Genomic DNA, 15,542 nt, shown 5'->3' with positions numbered 1-15,542 from the left:
GGAGTCGTTCGAGGGCGGTCGTCATTTGGGCGAAAAAGCATACCAGCCTCGCGCGGACGGGGTTTGTCCAGGCAGTGTTTCTGGATCGAGGGCGGGACGCTCTGAAAACTGGTTTATGCCGACGGCGCGCGACCTTTCGTCGTTCGGCCGATGTCTGACGCGAGCGCGATGGCCGGCTGCGGCAGGCCATCGCGCCGCTCGAGGCCGCGTGCCACGCATGGGCCAATTCGAATCGGCCGACTTGATCGCTCAATAGCTCAATAGCTCGACCGGTAATCGATGCCCTGATCGAACCGGTTCTGCCAATGCGCCAGGTATTGGGACGCCAGCGCCGGATTGTTCCAGACCACCAGCACGTTCTCCGAATTGCGCGCCGCGGCCGCGGCGCTGTAGTTGAACGATCCGGTCTCGACGTGCCGGGCGTCGACGACGATGTATTTGTCGTGATGGATCGCGTAGCGGTCGATCGTGCGCGTGCGCACCTTCGCGTTGACGAGCAGGTTGAGCGCTTGCTTCGACGCTTTCGACCGGTTGCCGTCGTTATCGACGACGACCGCGATATCGACGCCGCGCCGATGCGCATCGAGCAGTGCGCGTACAATTTTCGGCGACGTGAACGAGTAGCCGGCGAGCCTGAGCGATACGCGTGCCGTGCCTATCACCTTGAGGATCAGCGCTTCGGCGCCGCCGTCGGGCGAGAACGCCGCTTCGACGACTTGTCCGGCGGGCGCTTCACGCGCGGCGAACGGCAGTACGCTCGCGATATAGTCGACGATGCGGGAGATCAGCGATTCGGCCGGGCCGGTCTTGCTGAAGGCGGGCGGCGCGGCGGCGACGAGCGTGGCGCAAAGGCACGCGGCAATGAGCCGCTTCGGTTTGAGCCGCTTGGGCAACTGCATGTGATTCCGGGTGAGTCGAAACAAACGAGGCCGTGAGTGTAACGCGAGTGGCGAACGATGCGCGCGCATCGTTTCATTTTTTCTGGCGATGCCTGCGTGCGGCTCGCGAATGCCGCCGGCCCGGCCCGGCGCGTGCGTTGCCGTTGGGCCTGCCGCGCTTCGCGCGGCTCGGCCTGCGGCGACGACGTGCGCAGCGGGAAACCAAGCCGGGCACTGGCGCGTCGGCAGGTTGGGCCGTGCCGTGGGCGCGCATCGATTCAATAGCCGAAGCTCTGTGCTAGTTCGTCGATGAGCTGCCGCTGGAACGCGTTGAAGCGATCGCCCGGCTGCTGGGCGATCGCGAGGTCGAGCATCGGGTCGATGACTTCAGTGCGAATGCCCGACAACGTTTCGACTATCGCCAGTGCGCAAAACGGAACGTAAGCTTCCGAATAACCGCCTTCATGAACGAGCGCGAGCCGCCCGTCGCAATGCCGGCCGGCCGCATCCAACAGTGAACGCGTCATGAACCGATAGCTGTCGCTGTGCAATTGCATCCGCGCGAGCGGGTCGACCGCGTTTGCGTCGAGCCCGCTTGCGACGACGATGAGTTCAGGCCGAAACGCATCGAGCGCCGGCATGACGATCCGCTCGAACGCGTAGCGGTAGGCGTCGTCGCCGGCTCCCGCGAGAAGCGGGACGTTCAGGTTCGCGCCGATGCCCGCGCCTGTGCCGCGCTCGTCAGCGCCGCTGTAGCCGGGCGGAAAGCAGCGGTCCTGATGCAATGAGATCGTCAGCGTGTGCGGATCGCCGTAGTAGATCGTCTGAGTGCCGTTGCCGTGGTGCACATCCCAGTCGATCACGGCCACGCGCTCGATCCGGTGTTTCGCGCGCGCGGCCTCGAGCGCAATCGGGATGTTCGCGAGCAGGCAAAAGCCCATCGGCTTGTCGGGCAGACAATGATGGCCGGGCGGACGCGACAGCGAGAATGCGTTCGCCGCGCGCCCGGTAAGCACGGCATCGACGGCGGCGAGCGCGAGGCCTGCCGAGAGGGCCGCAATCTCGTAGCTGCCTTTGCCGAATGGCGCCAGTTCGCCGAGATCGCCGCCGCTCGCGTCGCTCGCGCGCTTGAAAGCGTCCAGATAGTGCGCAGGGTGGATGCGCCGCAGATCGGCTTCGGTCGCGGCAGGCGCACTCAGCATGTCGATTTGCGCAGCAAGGCCGCATGCATGCACGAGCGACAACAAACGGCGCTTCGAGTCGGGCGATTCGGCATAGCCGGCGCTCGACGGCGGCTGCACCCAGCCGCCGACCGGAAAGAACAGCGCATGTGCGCCGCCCGTGTGCCAGAAGGTACGTTCATCGGTGAAGAAGGCGGTTTTTTTCATAGCGGTCAGTTCGAGCGACGATGAATGGACGGAACGGGGCGTGCGGCGTCAGCGCGCATTGCGCTCGACGCGCAGCAGCGTCGCGAGCGATACGATCGACACGCCGGCGGCGAGCGCGAACAGCGCGCGCAGTGTGCCGCCGCCATCGAGCATCAGGCCCGCGATCAGCGGCCCGGCAGCGAGCCCGCAGCCGATCACGAGATTGAGCGTGGCGATCAGGCGTCCCGACGCGTCGACAGCGGCGACGCTCGCGAGCATGAACGGCAGAACGAATGTCCACGAGAATTTGAAGCCGAAGATCGCCGCGACGTAGCCGGCCGGGCCGGGCGCCGCGGCGAGCAGCGCGAGCGACGCCGCGAGTATTCCGTAGCCTGCGTGCAGCATTGCACGCCGTGACGCGCGGCCGCCGAGACAGGACGCGAGCGCGGCGCCCGCAATACCGGTCAGGCTCGCAATCGCAAGCACGTTGCCGGTTGCCCGCGTATCAAAGCCGGCCTCGGCCGCGGCCCGGCTTGCGAATGTCCAAACGCCGCCGATCGCGAGATAGAACGTCAGAATCCCGGCGACAGCGAGTGAGGCCAGCGCGCGTGCCGCATGCGGGTTCGCGGTTTGGGCACGCGGCCGGCGCGCGCGGGGCGAGGCGGGAAAGTGGCCGGCAAGCGGCGCGGCGCATAGCGTCAGCGCGGCGAGCACCCCATATAGCGCGCGCAGCCCGACTGCGTTGAACAGATGCGGCAGCACAAAGAGCCCGGCCGCCCCCGCAATCAATTGACCGACGACCCATAATCCGTAGACGCATTCGCTGTGGTTGCTCATCGCGGCGCTCGTCATGCACAGCACCATCAGTGTGCCGCCGCCAAGCGCCGTTGCCGCGCGCAGCGCGAGCAGCGGCGCAAAGCCGGGCATCAGCACGGCGGTGGCGAGATTGCCTGCGCAGAAAATCGCGCACGCGCACCATGCGACACGGCGCGCGTCGATCCTGCCTAGCCACAGGTACGACGGCAGCGTCGCGGCGCTGAACGCGCCAAGCTCGACGAAGAAATACATACCGATTTGCGACGCCGCGAGCCCGAGCTGCGTGCCGAGCTGGTCGGCGACGGCGGGTGCGACGAGCAGTTGCAGCGGCGTGATCGCCGCGAACACGACGAGCGCGGCGAGCGTGCCGTGCGTGAACGCTTGTGTGCCGATGGGCGGCGGGGAAGAGGATAACGAAGGGTCTTGCGGAAATGTTTTCATGATCGGAATTCGATGACACGATTCGACGCGAAACCGCCGGCGCATGCAGCGCGTTCATCCGCAGTGTCGGCAGTGCGCATGCCATTGCAAAGCCGTCCAGATGAACGTTGTGGAAAACCCTTGGTTGTGCGCTGGCGCGTTTCGAACGCCGCCGGGCACGGGCATGAACACATGGCTGCTGTCTCGCGCGGCGGCGCGGAGTCTGGGCCCCGTTCAAATGAACTGGGCCGGCGCGCATTCGCGCGCCGGCGATTGTCAAAAAAAGACGGCGGCTATAATGGGCCGCTTATCGACGGAGTGCGCGAAGCCGGCTGCATGAGCGGGCGAGGGGGCGGTCAGTGGCGGCGATCAGGGCTGGGAATGGAACTGGCAAGGCCGGCGACGCTAACAGCGGGGCCGGGATCAAGCGGAGCCTCGACGTGCTGCATGACGTGCCCGCGGCGATCGTGCTCGACGAAACCGTGTGGCCGCCGCGCGCGCCGCGCCGGCGCGATTTCGAAGACGACGGCGCGCCGTCGCGCGAACTGAGCCTGCTTTTACTCGATCTATATGCGATGGCGGGCAGCGCGGCGATCGGCGAGTTCGAATGCGGTTTCTTTCAGCTGTTGTCGCGTTATCTGCCGTTCGACGCCGGTTGGACGGGCGTGGCGAATCACATGCCAAGCGGTCCGGTGTTGCACAACAGCTATCTATACCGGCTGCCCCACGAATTCTTCATCGATTGGAAGCGCGTGCGCGATTGCGATCCGCTCGCGCGGCGCACGCTGCATGGCGCATATGGCCGAGCAGTCGCGCTGTCGGTCGTCGAGCCGGGGCTCGATGGCCAGTTTCGCGGCTGGTGTGTCAAATATGGGCTCGCGCAGCTCATGTGCGTGTGCACGCTCGATCGTCGCTTCGGACTCACGACATTTCTGTCGATTTACCGTCACGCATTGAATCGTCCATTTACGGCCGACGACATGCGCCGCTACGAAAACGTGATTCCACATCTGGCCGCCGCATTGACGATCAACCGCGCCGCGCAATTGAGCCGCCTGCGCAACGAGGCAGCCGCGTCGACGGTGCGCGCGATCTGCGACAACTTCGGCGTGCTGCATCATGCGGACGCGGGTTTTGACGCGTTGCTGAAGGCCCACTGGCGGGACTGGGGCGGCGCGCGTCTGCCGCCCGCGCTCGTCGATCATTTACGCCGCCGCACGTCGCAGCCGTATTCGGCGGATGCATTGACGGTACGGTGCGTGCCCGTCGCCGGCCTGTTTCAATTGGAGGCGCGGCCGCGTTCGCTGCTCGATCGGCTCAGTCCGCGCGAGCTTGCGGCGATCCGCTATTACGGCCAAGGGCGCTCGCATAAGGAAGTGGCGCAGCAGATGGAGATCGCGCCTGCCACCGTGCGCCACTATTTGCGCTGCGCGTATCGCAAGCTCGGGATGCACGACAAGAGCCAGATCTCCGGCGCGCTGGGTGTGTTCGACCGGGAAGAGGGCGGTGCGAAGCGCGACGGGGGCGGGTGATGCGTGTCGGGCGTGCGGTATGGTGTTGATTGGGTAACGTTCGATACGCGCGTTCGATATGCAGATTCGACTTGAGTGCATTGCATGGCTGGTGACGGACACAACCCACTTCGGGCGGCGAGCGGCAAGCCGCCGTTTACATCGTCACTTGGCGTTCGTCGTTTGCCGCTTGTCAGGTCGCTTATCGCAATCGCTGATTGCTTATTGCGCTTATCGCGTGCCGGTTGCGCGAATTACCCGCTGCACCCGCCGGCGGCTCACTGCGCCCGATCTCGCGCGCTGGCGATGATCTTGTCGAGCGCGCGGCTGAACGCAAGTCTTTCGCTGTCGTTTAGGCAATCGAGCAGCCCGTCGTTCCATTTGCGCGCGAGCGTCATGATCTTGCGGTTCAGCGCGACGCCAGCCGGCGTCAGCGCGATCAGCACCACGCGGGCGTCGGCGTCGCTTGCACCGCGCTTGACGAGCCCGCGCCCGATCAACGTCTCGGCCGTGCGGCTCGCCTGACTCTTGTCGAGGCTCGCGCGCCGCGCGAGTTCCATGACCGAGCACGGCCCGAACGCGCCGACCGATGCAACCGCGCGCGCCTCAGGCAGCGATACGCCGAGCCTCGTTTGATATATCGCGCCGATGCCGCGATCGGACAGCTTATTTAGCACGTGCATCCGGTCGGTCACGAACTGGTCAAGCCCGGTTTTGCCGCCTGCCATATTGGAGTCCTGAATGAGTGGGCAGGGTCGATTGTTGCTGCATCGCGGTGCGCGGTCAACGGTGCGGCTTTCGCATCTCCGTTGGTTTTTTTCGGCTTGGCGCAGCTTGCGCGTGGCCTCACGCGCGCCCGTAGCGCAGCCGCGTGAGCTGCTCGGCAGCCTGCTCGAGCAGGCGCGCGGCATCGTGTAGTGCAACGTCGAGCGTGATCGGGCCCGGCGCGGGCGAAAAGCAGCCGTCGAAATGCTCGGACAGCGCGGCAAGCGCGTCCGGATCGACCGCGCCTGACAGCAGCGTGGCCGGCACGCCTGCGGCGCGCGCATGGCCGCACGCGACGAACGGCGCTTTGCCGCGTAACGTCTGTGCATCGGAGCGTCCTTCGCCGGTGATCAGCCAGTTTGCGCCCTCGAGTGCCGCATCGAATCCGATTTGTCGCGCGACGACTTCCGCGCCTGGCTCAAAGCGCGCGCCGAGCATCGCGAGCGAGAAGCCCAGCCCGCCCGCAGCGCCGGTGCCGGGCAGATCACGCACGCGGCTGCCGGCAGCACCGGCGCGCCGCTCGCCGAACGCCGCCTCGATGAGCGACGCGAAATGGCCGAGCGCCGCATCGAGCGGGGCGACTTGATCGGACGTCACGCCCTTTTGCGGACCGAACACGGCCGTCGCGCCGTGTTCGCCCGTCAACGGATTGTCGACGTCGGACATTGCGACGAGCGATATGTCGCCGAGCCGCGCATCAAGCCCCGATACGTCGACGCGCGCGATCTGTGCGAGCCGCTCGGGCGTCGGCTCGAGTTCACGGCCTTGCGCATCGAACGCGCGCAGCCCCAGGCCGGCGAGCAGACCCGCGCCCGCATCGTTGGTGCTGCTGCCGCCGAGCGCGACGTAGATGGTGCGCACGCCTTCGTCGACGAGCGCGCGGATCGCATCGCCCAGGCCGCGCGTGCTGCGCGCGGCCACCGGTACGCGCATCCCGTCGGGGTCGGTGATGCCGACGATTTCCGCGGTCTCGATGATCGCCGTGCGTGCGTCGATCAGTCCGAGTGCCGCGTCGCGCGGCGTGAGCGCCGCGCCCGGCACGCGCAGCATCCGGCGCGTGCCGCCGTGCGCGAGCAGCGCGTCGAGCGTGCCTTCGCCGCCGTCGGCCATCGGCCGCGTGCGCAAGACGGCATCCGGCCTGGCGCGCGCGATGCCCGCGGCGATCGCGTTCGCGACCTGCTCGGCGGATAACGACCCCTTGAACGAGTCGGGCGCAATGACGACAACGGGCGCGAACGAGTGCTGCGGCATGGTGTCTCCGGATCGTTTTGATGAGGGAATGTCGCCGAGCGCGCCCGCCGGATAGTCGGCGGCGGGGCGGCGGCCGCAAGGCAGCGCCGGGTGCGGCCCGCGACGGAACCGAAACGGGAGCTTACCGGATACCGCCCGGCGTATGTCACAGATCGTCGTAGCGTGCCGGGGCGCGATGTTGCGGCGCGCCATGGCCGGAACTCGCGGTGCGGAGGAAATAGTTTGCTAGAATGATCGATTCTTCCGGCCAAAGCCGTGCAACAAGCCGCCGATCGTGGCGCAACGAGTGCGTTCAACGAGTTGTGCAAGCGGGGTGTGAGCGCTTGCGCCGCCAGGCTGGCACGGCAAGGAAAACAGATTCGCTCGAATAATTTTAGGACGATTGAAGCCATGGCTAACGTTGTTGAAAACCTCGGCAAGCTCGAACGCCGCGTGACGATTTCCCTGCCGAAGGAAGTCGTGCAGAAGGAGATCGACGCCCGCATCCAGAAACTCGCGAAGAACGTGCGCATGCCGGGCTTCCGCCCGGGCAAGGTGCCGCTCAAGATGGTCGCGCAGCAATATGCGGGCCAAGTCGAGGCGGAAGTGCTGAGCGACAAGATCGGTCAGGAATTCTTCACGATCAGCCGCTCGGAGAACCTGCGGGTGGCCGGCCAGCCGAGTTTTGCACCGAAAGAGGGCGAAGCCGCCGACGCTTACGCGTTCGACGCGACGTTCGAGGTTTACCCGGAGGTGAAGATCGGCGATCTGGCGACGGCTGAAGTCGAGCGCTCGACGACGACGATCGGCGACGCCGAGATCGACCGCACGCTCGACATCTTGCGCAAGCAGCGCGTGCATTTCCACGCGCGCGGCGAAAGCGGCGAGCACGGCGACGGCGGCGCGGACACGGCCGCGCAGAACGGCGACCGCGTGACGGTCGATTTCGTCGGCAAGATCGATGACGTCGCGTTCCAGGGCGGCACGGCCGAGGATTTCGTGTTCGTGCTCGGCGAAGGCCGGATGCTGCCCGAATTCGAAACCGCGGCGCTCGGCCTGAAGGTAGGCGAGTCGCGCGCATTCGATCTGAAGTTCCCGGACGATTATCACGGCAAGGATGTGGCCGGTAAGACCGCGCAGTTCACGGTCACGATGAAGAAGATCGAATGGCCGCACTTGCCCGAGATCGACGCCGATTTCGCGAAGTCGCTCGGCATCGAGGATGGCGATCTGACGAAGATGCGCAACGAGATCAAGGAAAACCTCGAGCGCGAGGCGAAGCGCCGCACGCAGTCGATCGTGAAGAACCAGGTGATGGACGCGCTGTTGAAGATTTCCGAGCTGGACGTGCCGAAGGCGCTCGTCGAGCAGGATCAGCAACGCCTCGTCGAGATGGCGCGCCAGGATCTCGTGCAGCGCGGCGTGCCGAACGCGAAGGACGCGCCGATTCCGGCCGAGATGTTCGCCGAGCAGGCCGAGCGCCGCGTGAAGCTGGGCCTCGTGCTCGCCGAACTCGTGAAGGCCAACAACCTCGAGGCGAAGCCCGAGCAGATCCGTGCGGAAGTGGACGAATTCGCGAAGAGCTACGAAGACCCGAAGGAAGTGGTCCGCTGGTATTATTCGAATCAGCAGCGTCTTGCCGAAATGGAAGCGTTCGTCGTTGAAAGCAACGTCGTCGATTTCGTGCTCGGCAAGGCGAAGGTGACGGACAAGGAAGTAAGCTTCGAAGCACTGGCAAGCGCAACGGCACAGGCTTAAGTGTCGCGCTAGCGGCGTGCGGGCTGTCGGAGCGACGGCCCGCACGCCGTTTTTGTATTGGCGCGGTCAGCGCGCGGCGTTTCCCGGCTTGTTTCCGCTGCATAAACATTCATTCTCGGACAAGGCTCATCGAATGATTAATCGCGCTCAATTGGTGGACACGTTGGCTTCGCAGGCCTCGCGGGATCTCGACGCGCAGGCGCTCGGGCTCGTGCCGATCGTCGTCGAGACGAGCGGCCGCGGCGAGCGCTCGTATGACATCTATTCGCGGCTCCTGAAGGAGCGCATCGTGTTCATGGTCGGCGAGGTCAACGATCAAACGGCGAATCTGGTCGTCGCACAGCTGTTGTTCCTCGAAAGCGAGAACCCCGACAAAGACATCAGTCTCTATATCAATAGTCCGGGCGGTTCGGTGTCGGCGGGAATGGCGATCTACGACACGATGCAGTTCATCAAGCCGGATGTATCAACGCTCTGCATGGGCCTCGCGGCCAGCATGGGCGCGTTCCTGCTGGCATCGGGCGCGAAGGGCAAGCGCTATGCGCTGCCGAATGCGCGCGTGATGATTCACCAGCCGCTCGGCGGCGCGCGCGGCCAGGCGTCGGACATCGAAATTCAGGCGCGCGAGATCCTGTACCTGAAGGAGCGCCTGAATCATCTGCTGGCGCAGCATACCGGCCAGGATGTCGAGCGCATCGCGCGCGATACGGATCGTGATAACTTCATGTCGAGCGAAGATGCGAAGGCATACGGCCTGATCGACCACGTGTCGACGAAGCGTCCGTAAGCGATATTAGTAGGGTGCCGCCCTAATAGGCGGTGCCCGTTATGTGCCCCGAGCGTCCGCGGCAAAAGAACATCGCGGCCGTTTCCCGGGGGCAGCCACGCGTGGCTGTCGGGGCAAACGGCGTATTATGTAATTCACGTGTCCGGAGGCTCTACATTCATGGCGGACAAAAAAGGTTCGAACAGCGAAAAGCTGTTGTATTGCTCGTTTTGCGGAAAAAGCCAGCATGAGGTGAAGAAACTCATCGCGGGCCCGTCGGTATTCATCTGTGATGAATGCATCGACCTGTGCAACGAAATCATCCGCGACGAAGCGGCCGCGGCGGGTGTCGAAGCCAGCCTGTCCAAGTCCGACTTGCCGAGCCCGCAGGAGATTCGCGATATCCTCGATCAATACGTGATCGGGCAGGAGCGCGCGAAGAAGATTCTGGCCGTCGCTGTCTATAACCACTACAAGCGGCTCAAGCATCTCGACAAGAAGGACGACGTCGAGCTGTCGAAGAGCAACATCCTGCTGATCGGTCCGACGGGCTCCGGCAAGACGCTGCTCGCGCAAACGCTCGCGCGGTTGCTCAACGTGCCGTTCGTGATCGCAGATGCGACGACGCTGACGGAAGCCGGCTATGTCGGCGAGGATGTCGAGAACATCATCCAGAAGCTGCTGCAGAACTGCAATTACGAGGTCGACAAGGCGCAGCGCGGCATCGTCTACATCGACGAAATCGACAAGATCAGCCGCAAGTCCGATAACCCGTCGATCACGCGCGACGTGTCGGGCGAGGGCGTCCAGCAGGCGCTGCTCAAGCTCGTCGAGGGTACGATGGCGTCGGTGCCCCCGCAAGGCGGCCGCAAGCACCCGAATCAGGATTTCATCCAGGTTGACACGACGAACATTCTGTTCATTTGCGGCGGCGCGTTCGACGGCCTCGAGAAGGTGATCACCGATCGCACCGAGAAAACCGGCATTGGTTTCGGCGCGACCGTGAAGAGCAAGCAGGAGCGGGACGCGGGCGAGGTGCTGCGCGAGGTCGAGCCGGAAGACTTGATCAAATTCGGGTTGATCCCCGAGTTGATCGGCCGTCTGCCCGTCGTCGCGACGCTCGGCAAGCTCGATGAAGTCGCGCTGATGAAGATTCTGGTCGAGCCGAAGAATGCGCTCGTCAAGCAGTATCAAAAGCTGTTCGCGATGGAGCGGGTCGAACTCGAAATTCGCCCGGACGCGTTGCAAGCGGTCGCCCGCAAGGCGATTCGCCGCAAGACGGGCGCGCGCGGGTTGCGCTCAATCATCGAACAGGCGCTGCTCGACGTGATGTACGAGTTGCCGACTCTCAAAGGGGTCAGCAAGGTGATCATCGACGACAATGTCATCGACGGCGATGGCAAACCGTTATTGATCTATGAGGACACGCCGAAAGTGGCGGGTTCGAACTGATCGGCTGTAATTCTTTTAAATATGAGCAAAAAAGCCGTTCATCGTGTAGTGAACGGCTTTTTTTCGTTTATCTTGTGGGCAACTCTGACGCAGCACCGGACGGTGACTTTTTTTAACTGAAATTTCCCACGCGCCGAAGGCTTGCATTCCGTAATGCCGGCCTTACTTACCGAACAATCGATTCCATTCATGGGGAATGAAATGTCAGGCACCCAACTTCTCCCGTCGGAACGCACCACGCTCCCGCTGCTGCCGCTGCGGGACGTCGTCGTTTTTCCGCATATGGTGATCCCGCTTTTCGTCGGCCGGCCGAAGTCGATCAAGGCGCTCGAGGTGGCCATGGAGGGCGGCAAGCATATCATGCTCGTCGCCCAGAAGACCGCCGCGAAAGATGAGCCGACCGAAAAGGACATGTACGACGTCGGCTGTATCGCGAATATCTTGCAGATGCTGAAGCTGCCCGACGGCACCGTGAAGGTGCTGGTCGAGGGGCTGCAGCGCGCGCAGGCGCTGTCGATCGAGGAGCAGGAAACGCAATTCTCGTGCGAAGTCCTGCCGCTCGAGCCCGATCACGCCGATAGCGCCGAGACGGAAGCATTGCGCCGCGCGATCGTGTCGCAGTTCGATCAGTACGTCAAACTGAACAAGAAGATTCCGCCGGAAATCCTGACCTCCCTGTCGGGCATCGACGAGGCGGGCCGGCTCGCGGACACGATCGCCGCGCATCTGCCGCTCAAGCTCGACCAGAAGCAGCACATTCTCGAGATGTTCCCAGTCGTCGAGCGGCTCGAACATCTGCTCGCGCAACTCGAGGCTGAGATCGACATCCTGCAGGTCGAAAAGCGCATTCGCGGGCGCGTGAAGCGTCAGATGGAAAAGAGCCAGCGCGAGTACTACCTGAACGAGCAGGTCAAGGCGATTCAGAAGGAACTCGGCGAAGGCGAGGAAGGCGCGGATCTCGAGGAGCTCGAGAAGCGCATCAACGCCGCGCGGATGCCGAAGGAAGCGAAGAAGAAGGCTGACGCCGAACTCAAGAAGCTCAAGCTGATGTCGCCAATGTCGGCCGAGGCGACCGTCGTGCGCAACTACATCGACACGCTGATCGGGCTGCCGTGGCGCAAGAAGAGCAAGGTCAACAACGATCTCGCGAATGCCGAGAAGGTGCTCGATGAAGATCATTACGGCCTTGAGAAGGTCAAGGAGCGCATTCTCGAATATCTCGCGGTGCAGCAGCGCGTCGATAAGGTGAAGGCGCCGATCCTGTGCCTCGTCGGCCCCCCGGGCGTCGGCAAGACCTCGCTCGGCCAGTCGATCGCGCGCGCGACGAACCGCAAGTTCGTCCGAATGGCGCTCGGCGGCGTGCGTGACGAGGCCGAGATCCGCGGCCACCGCCGGACTTATATCGGCTCGATGCCGGGCAAGATCCTGCAGAGTCTGTCAAAGGTCGGCGTGCGCAATCCGCTCTTCCTGCTCGACGAAGTCGACAAGATGGGGATGGATTTCCGCGGCGATCCGTCGTCGGCGCTGCTCGAAGTGCTCGACCCGGAACAGAACCACACGTTTGCCGATCACTACGTCGAAGTCGACTTCGATCTGTCGGACGTGATGTTCGTCGCGACGTCGAACTCGCTGAACATCCCGCCTCCGCTTCTTGACCGGATGGAAGTGATTCGGCTGTCCGGCTATACGGAGGACGAGAAGGTCAGCATCGCGCAACGTTATTTGCTGCCGAAGCAGAAGAAGAACAACGGCCTGAAGGACGGCGAGATCGAGGTCACCGAGCAGGCGATTCGCGACATCATCCGCTATTACACGCGGGAGGCGGGGGTGCGTTCGCTCGAGCGCGAGGTGTCGAAGATCTGCCGCAAGGTCGTGAAGATGCTGCTGCTGAAGAAGGCGCAGGGCGCGATCAAGGTCGATGGCGAGAACCTCGACACCTTCCTCGGCGTGCGCAAGTACGACTTCGGCCTGGCCGCGAAGGAGAATCAGGTAGGCCAGGTGACGGGGCTCGCGTGGACCGAGGTCGGTGGCGATCTGCTGACGATCGAAGCGGCCGTGATGCCCGGCAAGGGCAACGTGATTCGTACCGGTTCGCTCGGCGACGTGATGAAGGAATCGGTCGAAGCGGCTCGTTCGGTCGTGCGCTCGCGCTCGCGCCGGCTCGGCATCAAGGACGAGGCGTTCGAAAAGCAGGATATCCATATCCACGTGCCGGAAGGTGCGACGCCGAAGGACGGTCCGTCCGCCGGTGGTGCGATGACGACCGCGCTCGTGTCCGTGCTGACGGGCATCCCGGTGCGCGCCGATGTCGCGATGACGGGCGAGATCACGTTGCGCGGCGAGGTGCTGCCGATCGGCGGGTTGAAGGAGAAATTGCTTGCCGCGCATCGCGGCGGCATCAAGCTCGTGCTGATTCCGGAAGAGAACGTCAAGGATCTCGCGGAGATTCCGGACAACGTGAAAAACGCGATCGAGATCGTGCCGGTCCGTTGGATCGACAAGGTGCTCGAACTGGCGCTCGAGCGTTTGCCTGATCCGTTGCAGGATGAAGAGCCGAAGACGGCGCCCGTCGCTGCGGAACCCGCAGCGCAGGATGCAGCATCGGCGGAGTTCGTCAAGCATTGAGCGTTCGATGGACTCGATGTCCGTTGTGAGTTGTAATCAGCCCACGGTTGCGAGGCCGTGGGTTTTTTCTTGTTTCGTGCTGGTAATCTATAAAAAGATCGGTTAGAATTTCAGGCTCGCTGCTTGAGGGCGCTATGCGCTGATCGAAAAAAGTGGCGGTTTGGAGCGGGTGCTTAGCTCAGTTGGTAGAGCGGCGCCCTTACAAGGCGTAGGTCGGGAGTTCGAGCCTCTCAGCACCCACCACCAGTTTCTGGTGATCCGTTCCGAAGAAGATGTTTGCTGCAGCATGCTGAAACCCGCATAGTCACTGGCTTTGCGGGTTTTTTGTTTTTGCCGATGGGGCTCGAGCACGGCTGACCGCGCGATGGACCTTTGGTCGGCCTCCTTGTATTCGATGCTGCCACCATAGACACGCTCAACGAACATGTTCGCCGTGAAATAGCTGCCTTGGTGATATTCACGAAGGCCGGTTATGCGCATAAACGAACGCTTTTGCGCGCGCCTCCACGACATGTATCGCTTCCAGCGTGATTGCCGTCCGATGATGCGTCAGGCGTACACGCCGCTTCGGCTGGCACTTCATCGAGGACACCGAAATTTTGCGGTGGCGCCGCAACAACACGTTCGTTGAAATTGGTTCGACCGATCGCTATTACTTCGGCGATGCGCAAATCGACGGCATGCTGACATACCGGCAACGAATCGATTCGGTCCGCGTGCATGCTGATACGGCCGCACGAATCAGTAATCCGAAGTATCGTGACGAATGGCCGCACTCGACGCGAATTGATCGCGCCGTTTGCGTTCAGGCAGATCGCAGCTGTTTCGTCGATGAGTGGAGATGAAGAACGGAAGGGACATATGACCGAACCATGCTAGGCGAAATCAAGGGCTTATGCAGACCGGCAATGATCCTGCTTCATCTAGCTCATAAGCATCGATCAATTTGTGGAATACCAAAGCTAAAATTTACGCGACACCGTAGATGTTTCAGGTCGGCGAAGTCCCGAAGCATGGGGCAGGGAAATTCACTCGCTCTTGTCCCGCAGCGACGTATGCAAGAAATGAAAATGGTCAACGTAAATCGACCGAAAGGTACGGCGTCGGAATTTCCATGCTAAACCGAGCTAAATCGAACCGAATGCCGAGTCGGTTGGATCAGCAGTCGCTCATCTCGAATTGCGCGCCGATTGAGCGACGTGCGCGCCATAACCGGCTCATCACCGTGCCTATCGGAACGTCGAGCTCACCGGCCGCTTCCTGATAGCTCAACCCCTCGATTGCAATCAGCATCATGGTTCCGCGCAGGGTTTCGGGCAGCAATTCGACTGCCCTGAGGACTTGAGCATTCATCGCCTGTACTTGAGGATCGACGGCGGCGGGACTTTCCAATGTGTCCATGAAATCGTCGTTCCAATCGATCTGCGATCGGGTGCGCACGCGCCGCGCGCGTAGTTCGCTCATCCAACTCGAATGTACGATCGACATCATCCAGTTCAGCGGCGAGGTGTCTCGCTGTAATTGATGAGAGCGTTCGAGGGCTCTCAAACAGGCGCGCTGCACCAGATCGTCGGCATCGTGCGTGTCGCCGCAAAGGCGGCGCGCAAATGCCAACAAGCGCGGCAGCAACCGCGGAAGCGTAGAGGCGAGATCTGCACGGGTCATAAATACGGCTTTCTCCATCGGCGAAGGTGCTGCGCACATATCTCCCAGCATGCGATTCATTTCACTTTTGCAAGTCGATCGAGCTTTCCGTTTTCACGCAATCTGAGTGGTGGTATGACAACGGACGCATCTATTTTCGACGTGTTATCGGTCACCCAAATATCGAAAGGCGAATGAAAATTGCGGCTTAATGGCGACCAATAAAACTGATCGATTCACATTAATGAGGTGATACACCGGCTGCCCGAATGCAGAATTCGGAAAGCTGACGCAGCGATTATTTACAGCG

The 15,542-nt window shown here is 62.8% G+C and carries 11 protein-coding genes and 1 tRNA gene; 6 read left to right on the top strand and 6 right to left on the bottom strand.

The features are described from left to right. Positions 1-257: 257 nt before the first annotated feature. The 3 genes from WS68_RS24650 to WS68_RS24635 form a co-directional block, all read right to left on the bottom strand. Positions 258-899, bottom strand: coding sequence for a phospholipase D family nuclease (locus WS68_RS24650; RefSeq protein WP_059573333.1), 642 nt, complete (start codon positions 897-899; stop codon positions 258-260). Between the two features lie 257 nt (positions 900-1,156). Continuing rightward, the gene (locus tag WS68_RS24640) at positions 1,157-2,266 is read right to left on the bottom strand and encodes a class II histone deacetylase (RefSeq protein ID WP_059573331.1); all 1,110 of its coding nucleotides are present in this window, start codon (positions 2,264-2,266) and stop codon (positions 1,157-1,159) included. 48 nt (positions 2,267-2,314) lie between these two features. Beyond that, positions 2,315-3,502 carry an MFS transporter gene (locus tag WS68_RS24635; RefSeq protein WP_059573330.1) on the bottom strand — a complete coding sequence of 396 codons (1,188 nt, stop codon included), beginning with the start codon at positions 3,500-3,502 and terminating at the stop codon, positions 2,315-2,317. 419 nt (positions 3,503-3,921) lie between these two features. Between WS68_RS24635 and WS68_RS24630 the strand changes: the two genes are divergently transcribed. Then, complete coding sequence (locus WS68_RS24630) at positions 3,922-5,013, top strand: response regulator transcription factor (RefSeq protein ID WP_442857187.1); 1,092 nt, start codon at positions 3,922-3,924, stop codon at positions 5,011-5,013. Positions 5,014-5,270: 257 nt separating this feature from the next. On the opposite strand, the gene WS68_RS24625 is transcribed toward WS68_RS24630, so the two are convergent. Together WS68_RS24625 and WS68_RS24620 are read right to left on the bottom strand one after the other, a co-directional pair. After that, entirely contained in the window at positions 5,271-5,720 is a 450-nt protein-coding gene (locus tag WS68_RS24625; RefSeq protein WP_059573329.1) for a MarR family winged helix-turn-helix transcriptional regulator, read from the bottom strand. Between the two features lie 118 nt (positions 5,721-5,838). Then, positions 5,839-7,008 carry a glycerate kinase gene (locus tag WS68_RS24620; protein ID WP_059573328.1) on the bottom strand — a complete coding sequence of 390 codons (1,170 nt, stop codon included), beginning with the start codon at positions 7,006-7,008 and terminating at the stop codon, positions 5,839-5,841. 390 nt (positions 7,009-7,398) lie between these two features. Here WS68_RS24620 and tig point away from each other — a divergent pair, with 390 nt between their 5' ends. The 5 genes from tig (at position 7,399) to WS68_RS24595 (ending at position 13,831) form a co-directional block, all read left to right on the top strand. Next, positions 7,399-8,745 carry a trigger factor gene (tig, locus tag WS68_RS24615; RefSeq protein WP_059573327.1) on the top strand — a complete coding sequence of 449 codons (1,347 nt, stop codon included), beginning with the start codon at positions 7,399-7,401 and terminating at the stop codon, positions 8,743-8,745. A gap of 133 nt (positions 8,746-8,878) precedes the next feature. Beyond that, entirely contained in the window at positions 8,879-9,532 is a 654-nt protein-coding gene (gene clpP, locus WS68_RS24610) for an ATP-dependent Clp endopeptidase proteolytic subunit ClpP (protein WP_059573326.1), read from the top strand. Positions 9,533-9,691: 159 nt separating this feature from the next. Then, on the top strand, positions 9,692-10,963 hold the full coding sequence (clpX, locus tag WS68_RS24605; RefSeq protein WP_059573325.1) for an ATP-dependent Clp protease ATP-binding subunit ClpX: 1,272 nt from the start codon (positions 9,692-9,694) through the stop codon (positions 10,961-10,963). Between the two features lie 201 nt (positions 10,964-11,164). Continuing rightward, positions 11,165-13,588, top strand: a complete 2,424-nt coding sequence (lon, locus tag WS68_RS24600) for an endopeptidase La (RefSeq protein ID WP_059573324.1) — start codon at positions 11,165-11,167, stop codon at positions 13,586-13,588. 167 nt (positions 13,589-13,755) lie between these two features. Then, positions 13,756-13,831, top strand: a tRNA-Val gene (locus WS68_RS24595). Between the two features lie 915 nt (positions 13,832-14,746). Here WS68_RS24595 and WS68_RS24585 read toward each other — a convergent pair. Then, a complete protein-coding gene (locus tag WS68_RS24585) occupies positions 14,747-15,253 on the bottom strand; it encodes a sigma-70 family RNA polymerase sigma factor (RefSeq protein ID WP_059573351.1) in 507 nt (168 codons plus the stop codon). Positions 15,254-15,542 lie beyond the last annotated feature (289 nt).

The organism is Burkholderia sp. TSV86, from assembly GCF_001522865.1.
Taxonomy (GTDB): Bacteria; Pseudomonadota; Gammaproteobacteria; order Burkholderiales; family Burkholderiaceae; genus Burkholderia.
This window is presented reverse-complemented; position numbering and strand designations above follow the sequence as displayed.

Coding starts and splice junctions, on each gene's coding strand:
- clpX (WP_059573325.1), top strand. CDS start 9,692: ATGGCGGACAAAAAAGGTTCGAACAGCGAAAAGCTGTTGTATTGCTCG.
- tig (WP_059573327.1), top strand. CDS start 7,399: ATGGCTAACGTTGTTGAAAACCTCGGCAAGCTCGAACGCCGCGTGACG.
- lon (WP_059573324.1), top strand. CDS start 11,165: ATGTCAGGCACCCAACTTCTCCCGTCGGAACGCACCACGCTCCCGCTG.
- clpP (WP_059573326.1), top strand. CDS start 8,879: ATGATTAATCGCGCTCAATTGGTGGACACGTTGGCTTCGCAGGCCTCG.
- WS68_RS24635 (WP_059573330.1), bottom strand. CDS start 3,502: ATGAAAACATTTCCGCAAGACCCTTCGTTATCCTCTTCCCCGCCGCCC.
- WS68_RS24640 (WP_059573331.1), bottom strand. CDS start 2,266: ATGAAAAAAACCGCCTTCTTCACCGATGAACGTACCTTCTGGCACACG.
- WS68_RS24650 (WP_059573333.1), bottom strand. CDS start 899: ATGCAGTTGCCCAAGCGGCTCAAACCGAAGCGGCTCATTGCCGCGTGC.
- WS68_RS24625 (WP_059573329.1), bottom strand. CDS start 5,720: ATGGCAGGCGGCAAAACCGGGCTTGACCAGTTCGTGACCGACCGGATG.
- WS68_RS24620 (WP_059573328.1), bottom strand. CDS start 7,008: ATGCCGCAGCACTCGTTCGCGCCCGTTGTCGTCATTGCGCCCGACTCG.
- WS68_RS24585 (WP_059573351.1), bottom strand. CDS start 15,253: ATGACCCGTGCAGATCTCGCCTCTACGCTTCCGCGGTTGCTGCCGCGC.